Source organism: Paenibacillus sp. GCM10027629 (assembly GCF_042676425.1).
GTDB lineage: Bacteria > Bacillota > Bacilli > Paenibacillales > Paenibacillaceae > Paenibacillus_K > Paenibacillus_K terrigena.
This window is the reverse complement of sequence record NZ_JBHTGZ010000022.1, coordinates 175,157-195,866: the sequence shown is the minus strand read 5'-3', so window position 1 is coordinate 195,866 and position 20,710 is coordinate 175,157. Positions and strand designations below refer to the sequence as shown.

The window sequence follows — 20,710 nt, the reverse complement described above, 5'->3', positions numbered from 1 at the left end:
TCCCAGCTCGATCATGCGATCAAGCTGATTATTCGGTCTTAGCTACCGTTTCCGGTAGTTATCCCGATCTTACAGGCAGGTTACCTACGTGTTACTCACCCGTCCGCCGCTAAGTTATCCCCGAAGGAATAACTCCGCTCGACTTGCATGTATTAGGCACGCCGCCAGCGTTCGTCCTGAGCCAGGATCAAACTCTCCAATAAAGTGTTTGACTTGCTCATAAACTTGCTAGCGAGATCATTACTGATCTCATGTATTCTTTCAATCATTCGTTGTTCAGTTTTCAAAGATCAATGTCTTTCTCGTTGTCGCCGTTGTTCTCAGCAGCAACTTTTATAATATATCATGTTTGATTTCATATTGCAAGCTTTTTTTTGAATCTTTTTTAAAATCTCTTTTAAATAAGATAAGCTGCGATATATTATTGTCCCGCCTCTCTTGGGCGGAATATTAATATATCACAGCTTATCTATATCAGTCAACTATTTTTTTAAAAATAAACCTTAACTTATAATCTCTTGGATATATAGGTTGCGCTCATGAACCAAATTAATAATCTGTCCTTTAACGGAAACCCATGGACGTGTCGGATGTTGATGATCTGAGAATACAATCTCCCCCATACGCCCATCATTCAATCGTACGATCATGCCATTGTGGAACTGAGTTACACGATGAATAAATGTACGTACACAATCCGCATCCAATTTGCCGAAAGATTCTTCTGCAAGCAACTCTAGCACCGAATAAGGCGATGCTGCTTTCTTGAACGCTCGATCCAACGTCATCGCATGGAAAATATCTGCTACAGCAACAATTTTGGCATAAGGATGAATCTGCTCCGATTTAACACCTAACGGGTAGCCCGAGGCATCAATCTTCTCATGATGCTGCAAGGCTGTCCTTTTAACCCCATCATTAATCGATGCAAGATTCTTAAGTAAGTTATATCCGTAGGTCGTATGACGCCGTACCTCTTCCGTCTCTTCGCTCGTTAATGCGATAGGCTTGAAGAGAATGTCCGGATCAACCTTGGCATTCCCAATATCGTGCAGCAATCCCGCTAGAGCAACCTGCATAAGTTCTTTCTGCGGGATACCCTTCCATTTCGCGAGCATATAAGAGGTTAAGGCTACGAGTACAGCATTGTGATACATGTACTCCCGCTCTTTCATCTGGCGAGGTGAGAAGGTTAGCACGTTATATTGCGATATCTGATCAATTAGTAATTCAAGTTGAGAACGCAGCTCCAGCACGGGAATATCATTCACGATAGCGCTCTTGAATGCCCGTTTGATCAATGAGACCATTTTCTCATATTGCTCATAAAAAGATAACGAGGCGGGAGTTGTCACAGAAGCAGTGACAGAATCACTCCCCTCCTCTATTTCTTGTGCCTTTAGTTTGTCTTCCGGTCGTTCAACCGCTACCTGCGTGATAAGAAAAGCTTGTAGGATTTCTAAATCACGCTGAAGAATGACTTTCCCCTTATGAAACAACAAACTACCGAGCGGAGTATGCACATCTTGTACGATTTTATCGCCTAGTTTCAGCCCTGATACCGTCACATTCGCCATTGTGGCTTCACTTCTCCCGTATATGCAACTACGATTGTCTATTCTTCAGAATCCCCTGGCTCTTCTGCATCTTGCACTTCTGTACCCGACTCAGCTGCTTCATCAACTGATTCTAGACCCTCTGCTTGATCCTGGAATTCCCCATTCGTCTCTTCTTCTTCTTCACTCTTATCCGCGCGTGCTACCGTTGCAACCGAATCATCTTCACGGATATTAATCAATCTAACCCCTTGCGTATAACGTCCCATCGTGGAGATACCTGACATGCTCATCCGAATCAATGTGCCTGATTCCGTAATGATCATCAAGTCTTCTTCATTACGAACCACTTTGAGTCCTACAACAGGGCCATTCTTCTCCGTTACGTTAATGGTCTTAATCCCTTTACCGCCACGAGTCTGAGAACGATACTCTGTTGCTGGGGTACGTTTACCGTAACCTTTGGAAGTTACAATCAACACCTCAAGCTCCGGATCCACGATATCCATATCGATGACTTTATCATCTTCACCGATGTTGATCCCTTTAACCCCGGTTGCGCTGCGTCCCATCGAACGAACATCGCTCTCGGAGAAGCGGATCGACATCCCTTGGCTTGTTCCCATAATAATCTCTTGATTACCGTCTGTTAACTTAACGCCGATCAGATCATCGTCTTCACGAAGATTAATCGCAATCAAGCCGCCCTTACGAATATTCGTATAATCATCAAGCGGTGTCTTCTTCACAATCCCTTGACGTGTCGCGAAGAACAAATATTCATCACTGTCAAATTTCTGGACTGGAATGACGGCATTAATCGTCTCACCCTGCTCGATATGAATCAAGTTGATGATTGGTGTCCCTCTAGCCGTACGGCTTAGATCTGGGATCTCATAACCCTTGATCTTGTACACCTTACCTTTATTCGTGAAGAACATGAGGTAATGATGCGTATTGGTTACGAAAAGATGCTCAACGAAGTCGTTGTCTTTCGTATCCATCCCAATAACACCTTTACCGCCGCGTCGTTGACTGCGGTATGTGTTCACTGGAAGACGCTTGATATAACCCGAATGGGTAATCGTTACGATCACATCTTCCTGTGGGATAAGATCCTCGTCCAAGATACTCTCTTCACCAACCGTTATTTCGGTACGGCGCTCATCACCAAATCGTGTCTTGATCTCATTCAATTCCTCACTAATGATATCGAGCACAAGCTGTTCATTCGCAAGAATCTCACGATACTCCGCAATCTTCAACATGAGTTCTTGGTATTCATTCTCAATCTTATCGCGTTCCAAACCGGTTAACCGGCGTAGACGCATATCGAGAATCGCTTGAGCCTGATCGAAACTTAGACCGAACCGAGTAATTAAGCCTTCACGCGCTTCTTCGTCTGACTTGGATCCGCGAATCAATGCGATCACTTCATCGATATGATCAAGCGCAATACGAAGTCCCTCTAAAATATGAGCGCGAGCTTCTGCCTTCTTCAGATCGAACTCCGTACGACGACGGATAACGACTTTCTGATGCTCCAGGTAGTGATAGAGCATATCTTTCAAATTCAGAACTTTCGGTTGCTTATCGACTAGAGCAAGCATATTAATCCCGAAGTTCGTCTGCATCGCTGTATGTTTATAGAGATTATTCAATACCACATTCGGATTCACATCTTTACGAAGCTCAATCACGATGCGCATGCCGTTACGGTCGGATTCATCTCTTAAATCTGTTATTCCTTCTAATTTCTTCTCACGAACCAATTCAGCAATTTTCTCGACGAGACGCGCTTTGATGACTTGGTAAGGCAGTTCATGGACTACGATTCGTGCACGATTCCCGTTCTCTTCGATGGTTGCACGTGCGCGCATCGTAACCGATCCGCGTCCTGTGGCATAAGCTTGACGAATTCCTTCCCGTCCAAGGATATAGCCGGATGTTGGAAAATCAGGACCCTTTATGTAATCCATTAGTTCCATTGGCGTGATCTCAGGATTGTTAATCAGCGCCTGAACTCCATCAATGACTTCGGACAAGTTGTGCGGCGGAATATTCGTAGCCATCCCGACAGCGATCCCCGAAACCCCATTAACGAGCAAATTCGGAAAGCGAGCCGGCAAAACAACGGGTTCATGCTCTTCCCCGTCATAGTTCGGTGCAAAATCGACCGTTTCTTTGTTAATGTCGCGCAGCATTTCCATTGCAATCTTAGACAACCGTGCTTCGGTATAACGCATTGCCGCTGCAAAATCACCGTCAATGGAACCGAAGTTACCATGCCCGTCGATCAACATATATCGAAGCGAGAAATCTTGTGCCATCCGGACCATGGTCTCATAGACAGCCGAATCCCCGTGAGGATGATACTTACCGATTACTTCTCCGACGATTCTCGCCGATTTCTTGTACGGCTTGTCAGGCGACATGCCGAGCTCCGACATCGCGAACAAAATTCTACGGTGAACCGGCTTCAGACCATCGCGAACATCAGGTAAAGCACGGCTAGCAATGATGCTCATCGCATAATCCATGAAGGATTCGCGCATTTCAACACCAATGTCCCGATCTTTAATTTGCGAGCGTGTTTCTTCTGACATGCTGGACCTCCTCAAACTGTATATCCCTCAAAAAAATAATCCATTTATTTCTATTTGTTCCACCATCCAAGTACAATTAAACCTATGGACGATGGCGTCCGTGCAACGCGGCACAATACCTCTATTATACCATTGAATAAGATGATTGTCCTGCTGTTTTCATTTCTTTTCATGGTATTACCCTGTTTAAAAGAAAAGGAAGATGGTTCCCCATCTCCCCTGTGATCTAAATATCTAGGTTCTTAACATCTTTCGCATATTGATGAATGAAGTCACGTCTTGGTTCAACGTTATCTCCCATCAGTGCATCGAAGATCGCATCTGCTTCCATCGCGTCATCGATTGTCACTTGCAGCATCGAGCGGCTCTCAGGATCCATTGTCGTCTCCCACAGCTGCCCAGCATTCATCTCACCGAGACCTTTATAACGTTGGACATTATATTTCGCACCTTCGCCGAACTCCGCAATGATATCGTCGCGTTCTTTTTCACTACCAGCGTAACGCACGACTTTATTACGTTCCACTTTGAATAGTGGCGGCTGCGCAATATAGATATAACCTGCATCAACCAACTTGCGCATGTAACGATAGAAGAACGTCAGAAGAAGTGTCCGAATATGCGCACCGTCGACATCGGCGTCCGTCATGATGATGATTTTGTGATAACGTGCTTTCGCAAGATCAAAATCTTCACCAATTCCTGTACCTGCTGCCGTAATGATCGCACGAATCTCAAGGTTCGATAGAATCCGATCGAGGCGTGCCTTCTCAACGTTCAGAATCTTACCACGAAGCGGTAGAATCGCTTGGAAATGGCGATCGCGTCCTTGCTTCGCCGAACCGCCCGCAGAGTCACCTTCTACGATGTACAATTCGCTGATCGAAGCATCCTTTGAGGAACAGTCTGCTAATTTCCCAGGCAATGAACTCACTTCAAGCGCACTCTTACGACGTGTCAGCTCACGAGCTTTCTTCGCAGCTTCACGGGCACGTGCGGCTTGTTGGCCCTTCTCAACAATTTTACGCGATACAGCAGGATTCTCATCCAAGAACTCCTGGAATTTCTCTGCGAAGAAGGATTCTACGATCCCGCGAACTTCACTGTTCCCGAGCTTCGTCTTCGTCTGACCTTCGAATTGCGGTTCAGGAATTTTCACGGAGATAATCGCCGTTAATCCTTCACGAACATCATCACCCGAGAAATTGGAGTCATTATCCTTAAGCAAGTTCACACGACGTGCATAGTCGTTAATGATCCGCGTCAAGGCACTCTTAAAGCCGGATTCATGCGTACCGCCTTCATGGGTATTGATATTATTGGCAAAAGAATAAATATTCTCGGTATAGCCTTCGTTGTATTGCAGCGCGACTTCCACTTGGATATTATCCTTCATTCCCTCAACGTAGATCGGCTGTTCATGCAATACTTCGCGGCTGCGGTTCAAATATTTAACAAATTCAATAATCCCGCCTTCGGCTTTGAATGTATGTGTCTGGCCTGAGCGCTCATCAAGAATAATAATGGAGATGCCTTTGTTCAAGAAGGCAAGCTCACGAACACGAGATACCAAGGTATCGTATTCATAGACCGTTGTATCTGTAAAGATCTCTGGATCCGGTTTAAATCGGATGGTTGTTCCCGTCTCATCCGACTCGCCGACCACTTTCATATCATATTGCGGTGTACCCCGACGGAATTCTTGTTGATAGATATGACCGTCACGTCGAACTTGAGCAATGAGTTGTTCTGACAACGCATTAACGACGGATACCCCTACCCCGTGCAAACCACCCGATACTTTATAACCTTCGCCACCGAATTTACCCCCGGCATGCAAAACGGTTAGAACAACTTCAAGTGTCGGACGCTTCAGCTTCGCATTCTCACCTACTGGAATACCGCGCCCATTATCAATAACGGTAATACTATTATCTTCATGAATAATAATTTGAATGGTGTCGCAATAACCGGCCAAAGCCTCATCAATACTATTATCGACTACTTCCCATACCAAATGATGAAGCCCTTTACCGCTGGTTGAGCCGATATACATCCCAGGACGTTTACGAACAGCCTCAAGCCCTTCGAGTACCTGAATCTGACTCTCATCATAAGTATTTTGGTTCATAGACATGCCCTTCACCTACTTCTATAGTTTCAATTCAACGAATCGAGGATTTTTACGCCCCCGCCGTAAAAGAGTTCGCTCTTTTTTTCAACGTCGTAGAGGAAATCGGGGAATAATATATTTTGCCTTTGGTGACAACGATGGATTTCGCTTCTTCCTCGCCGATTACTTCCACGTTCTTCTGCCCTTCCGCATGGGATAGAAATTGCTTCGAGCACTTAGATGATTTCTCAATGGATACATCGAAAATTGCAACGAGCTCTGACGAGCGAATCACCTTTTCCCCGCCTAAATGAATATACATCAGATTCCACTCCTCAAAGCCTTCTTCAAAAGGCTGATTTCAGTGCTTAACGCATTACATTTCCCGAACGGACATGGTAGATGTTCGCATCTTTCAGCTTGCTCGCATGAATGCTCTCGATACCTGTCGTCGTAATGAACGTCTGCACCTTGCTCTGGAACGTCTCGATCAACTGCGTTTGTCGATTCTGGTCAAGTTCTGACAGTACATCATCCAGCAGAAGTACCGGATATTCGCCAATTTCCTCATGAATGAGCTCAATCTCAGCCAATTTAAGCGATAATGCGGTCGTGCGCTGTTGGCCTTGCGAACCGTACGTTTGAACTTCTTTATCGTTGATATAAAAAGAAAGATCATCGCGATGAGGCCCTACGAGGGTTATTCCACGCCGTATTTCCTGTTCCTTCATTTGTGATAACTTTATCATAAAATGCTCAAATAAGACAGCTTCATCTTCCGACCCGTCCATGGGGAAAGAAGGAAGGTAGCTAATCGATAGCTCTTCAATACCGTTCGTAATCCCTTGATGAATCGATTTGGCCCACTGTTCTAATTTACTTATAAATTGTTTCCTTTTTTTGATGATTTTAACACCTTGTGTCACAAGCTGTTCGTTCCACACATCGAGCATCGCTTGGGAAGAGGCTCCTTGCTGCCATGCATTCTTAAGTACATTGTTACGCTGAACGACAATTTTCTGGTATTGCTGGAGAGCGTAGAGGTAATTGGGCTGCACTTGACCGATCTCGATATCGAGGAACCGCCGGCGAATCCCTGGTGTTCCTTTGACAATTTCCAAGTCTTCCGGCGCGAACATGACAACATTAAGCGCCCCAATGAAATTGCTGAGCTTCTTCTGCTCGAGCCCGTTAATCTTCGCCTGCTTGCCTTGTTGGGCGAGATTGAGCTCGAGATGAACGGGCCCATACTTCTTATCCACAACTGCTTCGAGATGCGCTCTCGATTCTCCCCAGCCGATCAGTTCTTTGTTCTTATCCGTGCGATGCGATTTGGTCAGGGCTAGTACGAAGATCGCTTCAAGTAAATTCGTCTTGCCCTGCGCATTCTGACCAATGAAAATGTTCACTTTTTGGTCGGTATTTAGTTCTATCTCGGGAATATTGCGGTAGTTCTGCAGCCGAATGTTTTTAACGAACACGCCTTCGCCTCCCCTCGTGTCTGAATCGACAACTTATTACGAAAGCGTAGATCGTTCGACTTGAAACTCGCCATGCCCGTCCACTTTGACAATATCGGAGTCATAAAGCTTGCGTCCGCGACGATTCTCAGGTTCTCCGTTGACCCATACTTGCTCTTCTTGTAAGAAAAACTTCGCATGACCTCCTGTAGCAATGCAATCCGATAACTTTAGAAACTGGCCTAGTGTAATATACTCGGTTTTAATCGTAATGTTCTTCATCATTCAATCCCTTTCGACGCGATTCTTGCCTAATTAGACTTGCGGTGTACGATACGGCAGGATCAGATGCAAGCTGTTCTGATGATCTGTCGGTTTAATAATGATCGGGCTCATGGCGCCTGTGAATCCAATAAAAATATATTCGCTTTCGATGACTTTCAGCACGTCTAGCATATATTTGGAGTTAAATGTGATGCGAAGCGGTTCGCCGTTAAATTCACGCGCGTCCAGCTGCTCCGTTACTTTACCAAGCTGTGTCGAGCTAGAAGAAATCTCGATGCTGCCGTCCTCTTTGGTCATGAGTAGTACAATGTTTGTCTTCTCTTCGCGGGATAACAAATAAGCACGGTCAATTGCTTCCGTTAATTTTTTTGTATCCAGGACGAGTTCTGTTTTGTAATTCTGCGGAATAATTTTAGAAGTATCGGGATAAATGCCGTCCAATATACGCGAATAGAACAAGACACGATCGATTTTGAATAACACTTGGTTATCCGATACGACAATGTCGACAATTGTATTTTGATCCGGCACGATTTTGCTTAATTCATTTAAGGTCTTACCTGCAATAACAACATTGTTAAACCGCGCCTCGGATTCAACTTGGATCGTTGCCGTGCGGCTTGCTAGACGGTGGCGGTCTGTTGCTGCAAATTTCAATTCATTGCCGGATAGATTCCAGAGGATCCCCGTTAGAATCGGCGTGCTTTCGTTCGTTGAAATTGCGAAAACGGTTTGTTTGATCATCGTTTTGAGAAGATCCCCGTTAATACTGAGTACTTCGTTTTCTTCGATCGTTGGAAGTACAGGGAATTCTTCAGGATCCAAGCCGACCATTTGAATATCTGTTGCACCAGAACGGATAAACGTCTGGAAATGCTCTTTAACTTCAATTTCGATAAATTCTGATGGCAATTTCTTAATCATTTCGATAAAAAATTTAGCAGGCAATACGACGCTACCAATTTTCTCGATTTGAACGATGGTTTGTTTATCATCTTCAACAGGAATAAAACTTTGAATCGAAATATCTGTATCACTTGCTGTTAAAGTTACCCCTTGGTAAGAAACATCGATTTTGATACCACTGAGAATGGGAATTGTAGTCCGACTGGAAATTGCCTTAGATACATTTTGTATCGAATCATTGAGTTCATGTTTTAAAATACTGATTTTCATGGAAATTCTCCTTTTACATTTTCCTTGGGAAAAATGAATTCGTACGACGCTGTGTATAGTTGTAATTCTTTAAATAATTATTAGTAATCGTAGTAGGCACCCTGAATATGTGGATAAGTGCCTTAAACGTCCAAAAATGAAGCCTATCCACATGTGTATAGATTGTGCATAGGCGTTTTTGTTTTGAAGTATAGGTGTTGATAGATTTTTAGAAGAAAACGTCCTATCACGTAGGGTTTTTAATTTTCTCTGTGATGTTATTGATGATTTTATATAATTCCTGATCGGTCTTCAGATTTTGGCTGATTTTCTCATGGGCGTGGATGACCGTCGTATGGTCGCGTCCGCCAAAAGCTTCGCCGATCTTCGGAAGGGAATAATCCGTTAATTCGCGTGAGAGATACATCGCGATTTGTCTCGGATAAGCAACCGCTTTGGTCCGCTTTCTTGCTTTGAAATCCTCGAGCTTCAAATTGTAGAATTCGCCGACTTTCTGCTGAATATGTTGAATCGTAATCATTCGCGGACGTGCAGATGGGATAATATCCTTGAGTGCTTCGGCTGCGAGATGCGATGTGATGTCTTCATTAATGAGCGAAGAATAGGCAACGACACGAATAAGAGCGCCCTCGAGCTCTCGAATGTTCGTATCAATTTGACTGGCAATATAGACCATGGCTTCATTCGGAATATCCAGATTCTCTGCTTTCGCTTTTTTCCGAAGAATTGCGATACGTGTCTCCAGATCCGGAGCCTGAATATCGGTAATTAAACCCCATTCAAACCGGGAACGAAGTCTTTCTTCCAATGTCGGTATTTCTTTCGGCGGCCGGTCACTGGAAATGATGATCTGCTTCCGTTCTTCATGCAGCGCATTGAAAGTATGGAAGAATTCCTCTTGTGTTCCGTCTTTCCCCGCTAGAAATTGAATATCATCGATCAGCAAAATATCGATGTTGCGGTATTTATTCCGGAAGCTTTCCCCACGGTTATCACGAATGGCATTAATAAATTCATTCGTAAATTTCTCAGATGAAAGATAGAGTACTTTGGCGGAAGGATTATGCTCCAATATAAATTGACCGATCGCATGCATTAAGTGCGTCTTGCCAAGACCAACGCCACCATATAAGAAGAGCGGATTATAGGCTTTGGCCGGAGCTTCTGCTACGGCAAGCGACGCAGCATGGGCAAAACGATTATTCGCACCAATAACAAATGTATCGAAGGTATACTTCGGATTTAACATATGAGGAAATGGTTCGTCTTGAACGACCGGCTCTGTAGCTGCCGTCAATGGTTGAGGTGGCAGTAGATCGATCTGTTTCGGTTCGTCGATGACAAACTTGACGTCAACTTTTTTGTCCAAATATTCAGAAATGGCAGATGCGACTAATTTGGTATAGCGGCTTTCAAGCCATTCTACTGCGAAAGAAGTCGGTGCCGATATGATGACGGAAGAATCACTAAGGGATACGAGTCGCGTTGCTTTAAACCAGGTATCAAAGCTGGGTTTGCTTAATTTTGTTTGGATGACAGACAAAATTTGATGCCATATTTCGTTCGTATGGCTGCTATCCACAGAAGTCACTCCTTATTATTATTTCAAATGTGGTTGTAGCCATGGGGGTGCCATTTGAACAAGCTAAGCTTGTCCAATGTCGTAGAAAAAGAAAAAACGATGTAGAAATATCCACAAAATGCAGTATCATGCAACTGATTTTGTACCCTTACATCGAAGTTTGTTCACAACGTTATCCACAGGCTGTTGATAAGATTGTTAATTTAAACGGCTATTCACAGCAAAAAGTAATCTAAGCATAGCAAAAAGAGGCTTGATTTTCAACGGATTCAAGGATTTTATCCACAAATTCAATAACTTGTGTATAATTTTTATGTACAACACAAGATATTGTTTATAACTTGTTGAACAATCGACAAAGTTATCCAAAATGTGATTTTTATTATTCACAGGTTGTCCGCTGTGGGTAAGTTTTTGTCGAACAAATCTGTGTATATGTATTCGGGCTGGGCTGTGGATAATGTGAGAGGTATAGTTTATGGATCAAGGAAGAATGTCATACATTTGAGCGAATATCTTCTATATGGTATAAAGAGGGATTGGTTGACATTTGGAACAGCCCATGATTTAATGGTATAAGGTGTTTTTTGAAGACCGATAATTGGAATTCCTTTGAGGAGGTGCAAATAAATGAGACCTACATTTAAACCAAATGTAAGTAAACGTAAAAAGGTTCATGGTTTCCGTAAGAGAATGAGCACGAAGAACGGCCGCAAGGTTTTAGCTGCTCGTCGTCTTAAAGGCAGAAACAAATTAAGCGCTTAGAGCGTATGATAAGACCACTTTTGGTGGTCTTTTTTTCATGTAAGGAGAAGAAATCGTATGCATTGGTACGGTTTATAAAGGTGTCTGTTGGTCGATACTGACAGTTGATCTAATCTCATGAGGCCAGAGGAGTTCGTCGTGCAAAAAAAACTGCGTTTAACTAATCGTGCAGACTTCACACGTGTCTATCGGCATGGGAAATCATTCGCCAATCATCAATTTGTGGTGTATTGGTTCAACAAGCCGGAAATCGATCGGTTTCGATTAGGCATCTCTGCAAGTAAAAAAATTGGGAATGCGGTCGTTCGCAATCGAATGCGCAGGCTCATTAAGGAAATTGTCCGTAAAAATGAAGCACGGATCATCGACCATGTCGATTTGGTCTTTATTGTACGAAAAGGGGCTGTCCAGATGTCTTTTCAAGAGATGGAGAAAAGCATTCTGCATGTGCTCAAAAAAGCATCGCTAATCAAGCGGTCCCGCTAGCATGTGGACAGTTTCTTTGTTGTATTAAATATGTTATTATTTACATTGGAATCGGTAGGCGAAGAGAGGAGTTATGAATCTTGTTTCTGAATAAGCTACGTAACCGTAAATGGATTGTCCTCGTCGCACTTGTCATGCTTGTTGTATTGCTTGCGGGCTGTACTTCTACAACACAGGCATCGTTGACGACGGAAGAGATGAAAAACGGAGGATTTTGGCAGTCTAATGTCGTGTATTATTTCTCCTATGCACTGGATACATTCGCAAGATGGTTCGGAGGAGAGTATGGTCTAGCCATTCTAGTGCTTACGTTGATCGTACGTACGTTAATCTTACCACTCACGATCAAGCAAATGCGCAGTTCCAAAGCAATGCAAGAGATTCAACCGGAAGTCAACAAGATTAAGCAGAAGTATAAAGACGATCCGAAGAAACAACAGGAAGAGACGATGAAGCTGTTCCAACAGCATTCCATTAATCCGCTAGCAGGATGTCTTCCATTACTTATTCAGATGCCGGTATTCATCGCACTGTATAATTCGATTTACATGAACATTCATATTAGAGAGCATGCCTTCTTATGGATGGAGCTGGGCAAACCAGATCATCTCTACATTCTACCGGTCATTGCGGCAATTACAACATTCGTACAATCGAAGATGATGCCAACGCAAGCGACGGGCGCAATGAAAATGATGTTCTTCATCTTCCCAGTATTGATCTTCGTGATGGCGATTCAGTTCCCAGCCGCGTTGCCACTCTACTGGATATACAGTAACCTTTATACAATTGTTCAGAATTACTTCCTATATAAAAGAAAATCGGGTAAAGACAAGGAGGCCCTCCCTGCCAAATGAGAACAGTCGTAGCTTCAGGTAAATCGATTGAGGATGCAGTAAAGAACGGTTTAACCCAGTTGAATACAACTGAGGATCGCGTTTCGATTACAGTATTAGAGCAGCCGTCCAAAGGATTGTTCGGCCTCATCGGTGCCAGAGCAGCAAAGGTAGAATTAACGCTGTTCCCTGAGCCAGAGGCTGCAACGATTTCGGCGGTACAAGCTGTAGAGCCTGTTGCAGTGGAAGAGAAAGACGATACGTTCCCGGTAAGAGAAGCCATACGCTTTATTCAAGAAGTGGCAAGTACAATGGATTTAGAGATTGAAGTCGAGCATACACAAGATCGTGAAGGTCATGTCTTGAACATTACCGGATCCAATCTCGGATTGCTCATCGGGCGTCGAGGTCAGACCTTGGATGCGCTGCAGTATCTGACGAATATTGTCGTTAACCGATATTCGAAGAATCATCTGCGCGTTGTGCTCGATGCTGAATCGTTCCGTGACCGCCGCAGAAAGACGCTTGAGGATCTAGCGGATAGACTCGCTGGCCGAGTGATCCGGACTCGGAAAGAGGTCGTACTCGAACCGATGTCGCCGCAAGAGCGGAAAATGATTCACGCGAAGCTTCAAAATCATCCAAAAGTAAAAACATTTAGTAAAGGCGAAGAACCAAATCGCCGTGTGATTATTACACTTAAGTAGACGAAAATGCAATGACTCCTGGATTGATGCCGAGTCATTGCTTTTTTCATAGATGAAGAGGTGTTAGCATGATCAATGATACGATAGCAGCCATTGCAACAGCCGTAGGTGAGGGAAGTGTTGCGATTGTTCGCGTGAGCGGTCCAGAGTCGGTCGCGATTGTCGAATCGATATTTGCCGCGAAAAATAAATTAACGCAAGTGGATTCCCATACAGTTCACTATGGTTATATTGTTAACCCGAATACGCGTGAGAAAATGGAAGAAGTGCTCGTTACCGTAATGCGTGCGCCGCGTTCCTTTACGATGGAAGATGTTGTTGAGATTAGTACGCATGGCGGCGTAATTGCAGTCAAAAGAGTGATGGACATCTTGCTGCAGCAGAATGTTCGACTGGCTGAGCCCGGTGAATTCACGAAGCGCGCCTTCCTGAATGGCCGGATTGACTTATCTCAAGCCGAAGCCGTCATCGACTTAATACGTTCCAAATCAGAACGTGCGTTCTCAGCGGCGTTCAAGCAAGTACAAGGAAATTTGTCGAAAGAGATTGAAGCCCAAAGGTATACGTTGCTTGAGACGATGGCGCATATTGAAGTGAATATTGATTATCCAGAGCATGATGTCGAATCGCTGACGAGTGCATTTATTCGTGAGAAATGTTCACAGGTGATGGAGAGTATCGAGAAGTTGTTAAGAACGGCGAATGAAGGCAAAATATTAAGGGAAGGGATTGTAACGGCGATTGTCGGACGTCCGAATGTCGGTAAATCTTCCTTATTAAATGCATTAGCCAAAGAGAGCAAGGCAATTGTTACGGATATTCCTGGGACAACGCGTGATGTGATTGAGGAATTCATTACGATTAATGGTATTCCGCTAAAGTTATTAGATACAGCAGGTATTCGCGAAACAGCGGATGTGGTCGAGCAAATTGGTGTCGAGCGGTCGAAATCTGCGCTTGAGGATGCGGATCTTGTCGTTTTGGTGCTGAATCAGAATGAGCCGCTGCATGCCGATGACTTGCAACTGATGGAACAAATCAAGAGTAGACAAGTGATTGTCGTACTGAATAAAATGGATTTACCACGGCAACTCGAGATGCGTCAAATTGAAGAGATGTTCGAACTGGATCGGATTGTGAAGATGTCGGTTAAAGAGCAAGAGGGACTGGATGCATTAGAGGCAGCCATTGCGGGTATCTTCTTCAGCGGCGGTATTGAATCGAATGATCTGACCTATGTGAGCAATGTTCGACATATTGCATTGCTGAAAAAGGCCATTGTGTCACTTCAAGATGCGATTGGGGCAACGGAAGAGCGTATTCCGATTGATTTGATCCAGATTGATGTCAGAGCGGCGTGGGAACAGTTAGGTGAAATTATTGGCGATGCAGTAGGCGATTCGCTGATTGATCAAATATTTAGTCAATTCTGTCTAGGTAAGTAATAAGGAGGATCGGAAAATGGGCTATTTAGCTGGGGAATATGATGTGATTGTCATCGGTGCAGGGCATGCAGGCGTTGAATCTGCGCTTGCCTCTGCACGGATGGGATGTGAGACACTGCTGCTCACAATCAACTTAGATATGGTGGCATTTATGCCGTGTAATCCATCGATTGGTGGTCCGGCTAAAGGCCATGTCGTGCGTGAAATCGATGCCCTTGGGGGAGAGATGGGACGCAATATCGATAAAACGTTCATTCAGATGCGAATGCTGAATACAGGGAAGGGACCGGCTGTTCATGCACTTCGGGCGCAAGCTGATAAATTCTTGTATCAACATGAGATGAAGAAGACGATCGAAGAGACGGCGCATTTGACACTTCGCCAAGGGATGGTAGAAGAGCTTATTGTTGAGGATGGTAAATGTGTAGGTGCTGTAACGAAGACAGGTGCGCAGTATCGTGCGAAGGCTGTTGTCTTAACGACAGGGACGTATCTACGCGGTAAGATCATCATGGGAGAATTGATGTATGAGAGCGGACCAAATAACCAACAGCCATCGGTTAGATTGTCTGAATCGCTTCGTGAGTTAGGACTACAGTTGGTTCGATTCAAAACAGGAACACCACCGCGTGTTCATAAAGATACGATTGACTTCTCCAAGACCGAAATTCAACCTGGTGATGAGCATCCGAAGTTCTTCTCCTTCGAGACGATTTCATCGAGCAATGAACAGCTCCCTTGTTGGTTGACGTACACATCATCTGCGACGCATCAGGTTATTAATGATAACTTGCACCGTGCACCAATGTTCTCGGGTGCGATTGAAGGGACAGGGCCACGTTATTGCCCTTCCATTGAAGATAAAATTGTACGGTTCAGCGATAAGCCAAAACATCAAATTTTCTTAGAGCCAGAAGGTAAAAATACATCGGAGTATTATGTACAAGGACTCTCGACTAGTATGCCAGAAGATGTACAATTGCAAATTCTTCGTTCGATTCCTGGCCTCGAGAAAGTCGATATGATGCGTACAGGGTATGCGATCGAATATGATGCTGTTGTGCCTACACAGCTTTATCCTTCTTTGGAAACGAAGCTGGTACCTGGACTATTCACTGCGGGACAAATTAACGGAACATCAGGGTATGAGGAAGCGGCAGGACAAGGAATTATGGCCGGAATTAATGCTGCTCGTAAAGTACAAGGCAAAGAAGCTGTCGTGTTAGATCGATCCCAAGGGTACATTGGCGTACTTATTGATGATTTGGTAACGAAGGGTACGAGCGAGCCTTATCGATTGCTGACATCTCGTGCTGAATATCGTCTATTATTGCGCCATGACAATGCGGATCTTAGACTTACACCAATAGGGCATGAGATTGGTCTGATCACAGAAGAACGATATGCGAAATTTATGCATAAGAAGGAAATGGTCGAGCTAGAAATTGAGCGACTTCGCACGACGAAGATTCGCCCAGACGAGCAAGTGCAAGCGATGCTTGCTTCGGTCGGATCAGCACCATTAACGAATGGGGTGGACATTCTGACATTACTCCGTCGCCCTGAAGTGACTTATGCGCATATCGAACCGATTTCACCATCTTCGCATGAATTAACAGAAGAAATGAAAGAGCAAGTAGAAATTCAAATTAAATATTCGGGTTATATTGAGAAGCAATTACTACAAGTTGAACGTCTTCAGAAGATGGAGAAGAAGAAAATCCCGGATGATATTGATTACACCGACATTCATGGAATCGCGACAGAAGCGAAGCAGAAGCTGAATAAAATCCATCCGATTTCCATCGGGCAGGCTTCACGGATTTCTGGCGTAACACCAGCAGACATTTCAATTCTGCTCGTATACTTGGAACACTATAACCGCGTAACAGCATCGAGAGGATAAATTATGGATCACATTCAAACTGTGTTTGCAGAACGGTTGGCGAAATATGATATTTCGCTGACCGAGCAACAACTCAATCAATTTGAGATTTATTTGAGAGAATTGGTCTCTTGGAATGAGAAAATGAATTTAACGGGGATTACAGAAAGAGAACAGGTCTACACGAAGCATTTCTATGATTCTGTATCGCTTTCTTTCTTTTTGAATATGAAGGAGATAACGACAATCGCAGATATTGGTTCTGGTGCAGGATTTCCGAGCATTCCTCTAAAAATCTGTTTCCCGCATTTAAAAGTTACGATTGTAGATTCGTTGAACAAGCGCATTCAATTTCTGAATCATTTAGTTGAGCAGCTCGAATTCTCCGATGTGCAATGCATTCATGGACGTGCAGAGGATGTTGCTCGACAATTCAAATATCGCGATCAATTCGATCTCGTAACGGCACGTGCGGTTGCTCGTCTTGCAGTATTGAACGAATTTTGCCTTCCATTTGTAAAAGTTGGGGGGACCTTCGCAGCAATGAAGGGAACAGATCTGACAGATGAAATTAAGGAAGCTGCACGAAGCTTCAAAGAGTTGAAGGGCAGCGTGAATCGTGTTGAACATTTCAAACTCCCCGTAGAAGATTCAGATCGTCATATCGTTATTGTCGATAAGAAAGGCCCAACCTCAGCCAAATATCCTCGCAAAGCAGGAACGCCTTTAAAAAGTCCGCTCGTATAAATTTTCCGCAGCATAAGGAAAGAGATGTTTCACGTGGAACATTTCATGAAAATGTTGCTTCACGCCAAATGTCTGGCAGGAAAACGCGATAGAACTGGAGAATATATAGTAATAGAAGTAATTTGCTAGAAGAACCAACTTTGTCGTACTTCTAGGGACGTTATCCATGTGAGGCTATTCAGCTATGAAAAGCCTCATTCTCTTAAATTTTATTTTTTATGAATTGAATATCGAAACGAATGCACGGATTTTGTTCATTGGCGAAAACATTTTTGCGGTTGGATAGACATGCTGAAGTTTCTACTGGATCATGGTTTAGGTACATCGAGAGGCAAATGGATTGAAACGTAGCGGCGCTACTATTCCATGGAGTGAAGTGCGTGAGCTGTTTTTTCATGTGTTCTCTGAACGCAAGAATCCATCAGAACATTCATAGATTGATAGGGTAGAATCAACAAAACAGTGCCTGTTAGTTATCGTTCTGATTGCCATTCGAGTGCGATTATGAATTTAGGTGGTATCATACGAAATGAAAGAACAATTGTCTAAACTATTTGGAATCGCAGAAAAAAATAATCAGGATGAGATCAAACAAATCCCGGTTGCGGAGATTGTTACAAGTCCTTATCAACCACGAACAATATTTGACGATGAAAAAATCGATGAGCTATGCCAGACGATCAAAACGCATGGCGTGATTCAACCGATTGTTGTTCGTATGCGCAATGGGAAGTATGAGATTATTGCGGGGGAACGTCGTTGGCGGGCGGTTACGCGTCTTGGCCTGGATACGATTCCGGCAATTGTTCGCGAGTTCAATGACTCCCAAGCGGCGTCAATCGCCTTAATCGAGAACTTACAACGTGAAGGCTTAACTTCGATTGAAGAAGCGGTAGCGTATCAGAAATTAATGGATTTACATAGTCTAACGCAAGAGAGCTTGGCTCAGCGTCTGGGTAAGAGCCAATCGACCATTGCGAATAAAATTCGTCTATTAAATTTACCTGAATCTGTGAAATTGGCGCTGATGGAACGTCAAATTACGGAGCGTCATGCAAGAGCGCTGCTCTCACTTGATTCGGAAGAACTGCAATTAAAGGTATTGAATGATATAATAACAAAAGAACTAAATGTAAAACAGACGGAAGCTCGTGTTGCCTTCTATAAAGAAGCGATGCAGCCGAAGAACAAGTCCAAACGTATTTCATTCACGAAAGATGTACGTCTTGCTCTGAATACAATTCGTCAATCGATTGAGATGGTGTCGGGTACAGGGATGCAGATTAAAACCGATGAGAAAGATCATGAAGACCATTACGAGATTGTCATTAAAATTCCAAAAAGATCATAAAGAAGCTTCACGTTCAGCGGTAGCGATGACTGCTGTCTTCTTGTTGATAAATTTGAGGTGAGAATGAGTGTCTAAAATCATAGCTGTAACCAACCAAAAGGGGGGCGTTGGTAAAACAACGACTTCTGTTAATTTATCAGCTGCACTTGCCACGCTCGGCAAACGAGTCTTATTGGTTGACATCGATCCGCAGGGGAATACAACAAGCGGTATCGGTGTGAATAAAGCAGACGTTACGAATTGCGTCTATGACGTAATAATTAATGATGTGCATCCGAAGGATGCGATTCTTCCAACTCAAATTCCAGGACTAAGTATTCTGCCGGCAACGATTCAACTAGCAGGTGCAGAAATTGAATTGGTTCCTACGATATCTCGTGAGGTTCGTCTTAAGAAGTCGCTTCACCTGGTGAAGCATATGTTCGATTATATTATTATTGATTGTCCGCCATCGCTCGGAATCCTAACGATCAATTCACTAACAGCGGCGGATTCGGTCATTATCCCGATTCAATGTGAATATTATGCGTTAGAAGGATTGAGTCAACTGCTGAATACGGTGCGACTCGTTCAGAAACATTTAAATACGTCTTTGCAAATTGAAGGTGTCCTACTTACGATGTTCGATGCTCGAACCAATTTAGGCATTCAAGTTATTGAAGAGGTCAAAAAATATTTCCAACAAAAAGTATATCAAACCGTTATTCCTCGCAACGTAAGGCTGAGTGAAGCTCCTTCGCATGGCGAGTCAATTATTACGTATGATCCGAGATCGAAAGGTGCGGAAGTGTACTTGGAACTTGCAAAGGAAGTGATATCAAGTGAATAAACGTCTAGGTAAAGGGTTGGATGCACTCATTCCATCATTGTCTATTCATGAAGATGACAAAGTAATCGAAATTATGTTAGGTCAATTACGTCCCAACCCGTATCAGCCGCGCAAGACATTTGATGAAGCTTCGATTCAAGAATTAGCCGAATCGATTAAGCAGCATGGTGTTATTCAACCGATTATTGTTCGTAGTGTATTGAAGGGTTTTGAGATCATTGCAGGGGAACGTCGTTTCCGTGCTTCGCAATTATGCGGAAATGCTACAATTCCAGCGGTTGTTCGTAACTTTAATGATCAACAAGTGATGGAAATTGCGCTAATCGAGAATCTCCAACGTGAGAATCTGAATGCCATTGAGGTTGCGGTTGCGTACCAAGGATTAATGGATCAATTCTCCTTAACGCAAGAGGAGCTATCGATGAAGGTTGGCAAGTCACGTTCACATATCGCTAATTTCTTGCGGTTACTGCAGCTCCCTGAAGAAGTGAAGGATTATGTTTCACGTGGAACATTATCGATGGGACATGCTCGTGCAATAGCCGGGGTCAAAGATGTCGGCAAGGTGAAAGAATTAGCCAAACTTTCCATTAGCAATGAATGGAGTGTCCGGGAATTAGAGGAAGCCATTCAGAATCTAAGCGCGAATACAACGGCGGTTAAGGAAAAGGCGAAGGCAAAAAAACGCGATCCATACATTCATCAAGTAGAAGAATCCTTACGAGAACGATTCAAAACAACGGTTAAAATTAAGGCGAACAAAGATAAAGGTAAGATTGAACTAGCCTATTATAGTCAGCAAGATTTGGAACGGTTGTTAGAGTTGTTGGGCTAATATATTAAGAATAAATGTTGCCAAGTAGCATGCCATTGAATTCTTC

General features: G+C 43.6%; 18 protein-coding genes and 1 rRNA gene. 10 read left to right on the top strand and 9 right to left on the bottom strand.

Annotation, left to right across the window (positions count from 1 at the left end; genetic code table 11):
- The 9 genes from ACFQZR_RS28985 to dnaA form a co-directional block, all read right to left on the bottom strand.
- Positions 1 to 203: ribosomal RNA gene (locus ACFQZR_RS28985) — 16S ribosomal RNA — on the bottom strand; the annotation flags it as partial.
- 300 nt (positions 204 to 503) lie between these two features.
- Complete coding sequence (locus ACFQZR_RS28980; RefSeq protein WP_379351755.1) at positions 504 to 1,577, bottom strand: HD-GYP domain-containing protein; 1,074 nt, start codon at positions 1,575 to 1,577, stop codon at positions 504 to 506.
- Between the two features lie 38 nt (positions 1,578 to 1,615).
- On the bottom strand, positions 1,616 to 4,162 hold the full coding sequence (gene gyrA / locus ACFQZR_RS28975; RefSeq protein WP_379351754.1) for a DNA gyrase subunit A: 2,547 nt from the start codon (positions 4,160 to 4,162) through the stop codon (positions 1,616 to 1,618).
- Positions 4,163 to 4,388: 226 nt separating this feature from the next.
- The gene (gene gyrB / locus ACFQZR_RS28970; RefSeq protein WP_379351753.1) at positions 4,389 to 6,299 is read right to left on the bottom strand and encodes a DNA topoisomerase (ATP-hydrolyzing) subunit B; all 1,911 of its coding nucleotides are present in this window, start codon (positions 6,297 to 6,299) and stop codon (positions 4,389 to 4,391) included.
- A 46-nt stretch (positions 6,300 to 6,345) separates the two neighbouring features.
- Positions 6,346 to 6,597, bottom strand: coding sequence for an extracellular matrix regulator RemB (gene remB / locus ACFQZR_RS28965; protein ID WP_018754146.1), 252 nt, complete (start codon positions 6,595 to 6,597; stop codon positions 6,346 to 6,348).
- Positions 6,598 to 6,643: 46 nt separating this feature from the next.
- Positions 6,644 to 7,756 (bottom strand): DNA replication/repair protein RecF, encoded by a 1,113-nt coding sequence (recF, locus tag ACFQZR_RS28960; RefSeq protein WP_379351752.1) that lies wholly within the window; start codon positions 7,754 to 7,756, stop codon positions 6,644 to 6,646.
- A 36-nt stretch (positions 7,757 to 7,792) separates the two neighbouring features.
- Positions 7,793 to 8,017 carry a S4 domain-containing protein YaaA gene (gene yaaA / locus ACFQZR_RS28955; RefSeq protein WP_379351762.1) on the bottom strand — a complete coding sequence of 75 codons (225 nt, stop codon included), beginning with the start codon at positions 8,015 to 8,017 and terminating at the stop codon, positions 7,793 to 7,795.
- Between the two features lie 33 nt (positions 8,018 to 8,050).
- Entirely contained in the window at positions 8,051 to 9,196 is a 1,146-nt protein-coding gene (dnaN, locus tag ACFQZR_RS28950; protein ID WP_379351751.1) for a DNA polymerase III subunit beta, read from the bottom strand.
- 226 nt (positions 9,197 to 9,422) lie between these two features.
- Positions 9,423 to 10,778: a chromosomal replication initiator protein DnaA gene (gene dnaA / locus ACFQZR_RS28945; protein WP_379351750.1), complete on the bottom strand. Its 1,356-nt coding sequence runs from the start codon at positions 10,776 to 10,778 to the stop codon at positions 9,423 to 9,425.
- A gap of 630 nt (positions 10,779 to 11,408) precedes the next feature.
- Here dnaA and rpmH point away from each other — a divergent pair.
- From rpmH to ACFQZR_RS28895, 10 genes are all read left to right on the top strand, one after another.
- Entirely contained in the window at positions 11,409 to 11,543 is a 135-nt protein-coding gene (gene rpmH / locus ACFQZR_RS28940; RefSeq protein ID WP_018754151.1) for a 50S ribosomal protein L34, read from the top strand.
- A gap of 138 nt (positions 11,544 to 11,681) precedes the next feature.
- Positions 11,682 to 12,029, top strand: a complete 348-nt coding sequence (gene rnpA, locus ACFQZR_RS28935; RefSeq protein WP_379351749.1) for a ribonuclease P protein component — start codon at positions 11,682 to 11,684, stop codon at positions 12,027 to 12,029.
- An 80-nt stretch (positions 12,030 to 12,109) separates the two neighbouring features.
- A complete protein-coding gene (locus ACFQZR_RS28930) occupies positions 12,110 to 12,886 on the top strand; it encodes a YidC/Oxa1 family membrane protein insertase (protein ID WP_379351748.1) in 777 nt (258 codons plus the stop codon).
- The gene (jag, locus tag ACFQZR_RS28925; RefSeq protein WP_018754154.1) at positions 12,883 to 13,572 is read left to right on the top strand and encodes an RNA-binding cell elongation regulator Jag/EloR; all 690 of its coding nucleotides are present in this window, start codon (positions 12,883 to 12,885) and stop codon (positions 13,570 to 13,572) included. Before ACFQZR_RS28930 ends, jag begins: the two co-directional genes overlap by 4 nt.
- A 68-nt stretch (positions 13,573 to 13,640) precedes the next feature.
- On the top strand, positions 13,641 to 15,017 hold the full coding sequence (gene mnmE, locus ACFQZR_RS28920) for a tRNA uridine-5-carboxymethylaminomethyl(34) synthesis GTPase MnmE (protein WP_379351747.1): 1,377 nt from the start codon (positions 13,641 to 13,643) through the stop codon (positions 15,015 to 15,017).
- A 16-nt stretch (positions 15,018 to 15,033) separates the two neighbouring features.
- The gene (gene mnmG, locus ACFQZR_RS28915; protein ID WP_379351746.1) at positions 15,034 to 16,923 is read left to right on the top strand and encodes a tRNA uridine-5-carboxymethylaminomethyl(34) synthesis enzyme MnmG; all 1,890 of its coding nucleotides are present in this window, start codon (positions 15,034 to 15,036) and stop codon (positions 16,921 to 16,923) included.
- Between the two features lie 3 nt (positions 16,924 to 16,926).
- Positions 16,927 to 17,649: a 16S rRNA (guanine(527)-N(7))-methyltransferase RsmG gene (rsmG, locus tag ACFQZR_RS28910; RefSeq protein ID WP_379351745.1), complete on the top strand. Its 723-nt coding sequence runs from the start codon at positions 16,927 to 16,929 to the stop codon at positions 17,647 to 17,649.
- 529 nt (positions 17,650 to 18,178) lie between these two features.
- On the top strand, positions 18,179 to 19,000 hold the full coding sequence (noc, locus tag ACFQZR_RS28905) for a nucleoid occlusion protein (protein WP_018754159.1): 822 nt from the start codon (positions 18,179 to 18,181) through the stop codon (positions 18,998 to 19,000).
- Between the two features lie 67 nt (positions 19,001 to 19,067).
- A complete protein-coding gene (locus ACFQZR_RS28900; RefSeq protein ID WP_018754160.1) occupies positions 19,068 to 19,829 on the top strand; it encodes a ParA family protein in 762 nt (253 codons plus the stop codon).
- On the top strand, positions 19,822 to 20,664 hold the full coding sequence (locus ACFQZR_RS28895) for a ParB/RepB/Spo0J family partition protein (RefSeq protein WP_379351744.1): 843 nt from the start codon (positions 19,822 to 19,824) through the stop codon (positions 20,662 to 20,664). The genes ACFQZR_RS28900 and ACFQZR_RS28895 overlap by 8 nt, the downstream gene beginning before the upstream one ends.
- Positions 20,665 to 20,710 lie beyond the last annotated feature (46 nt).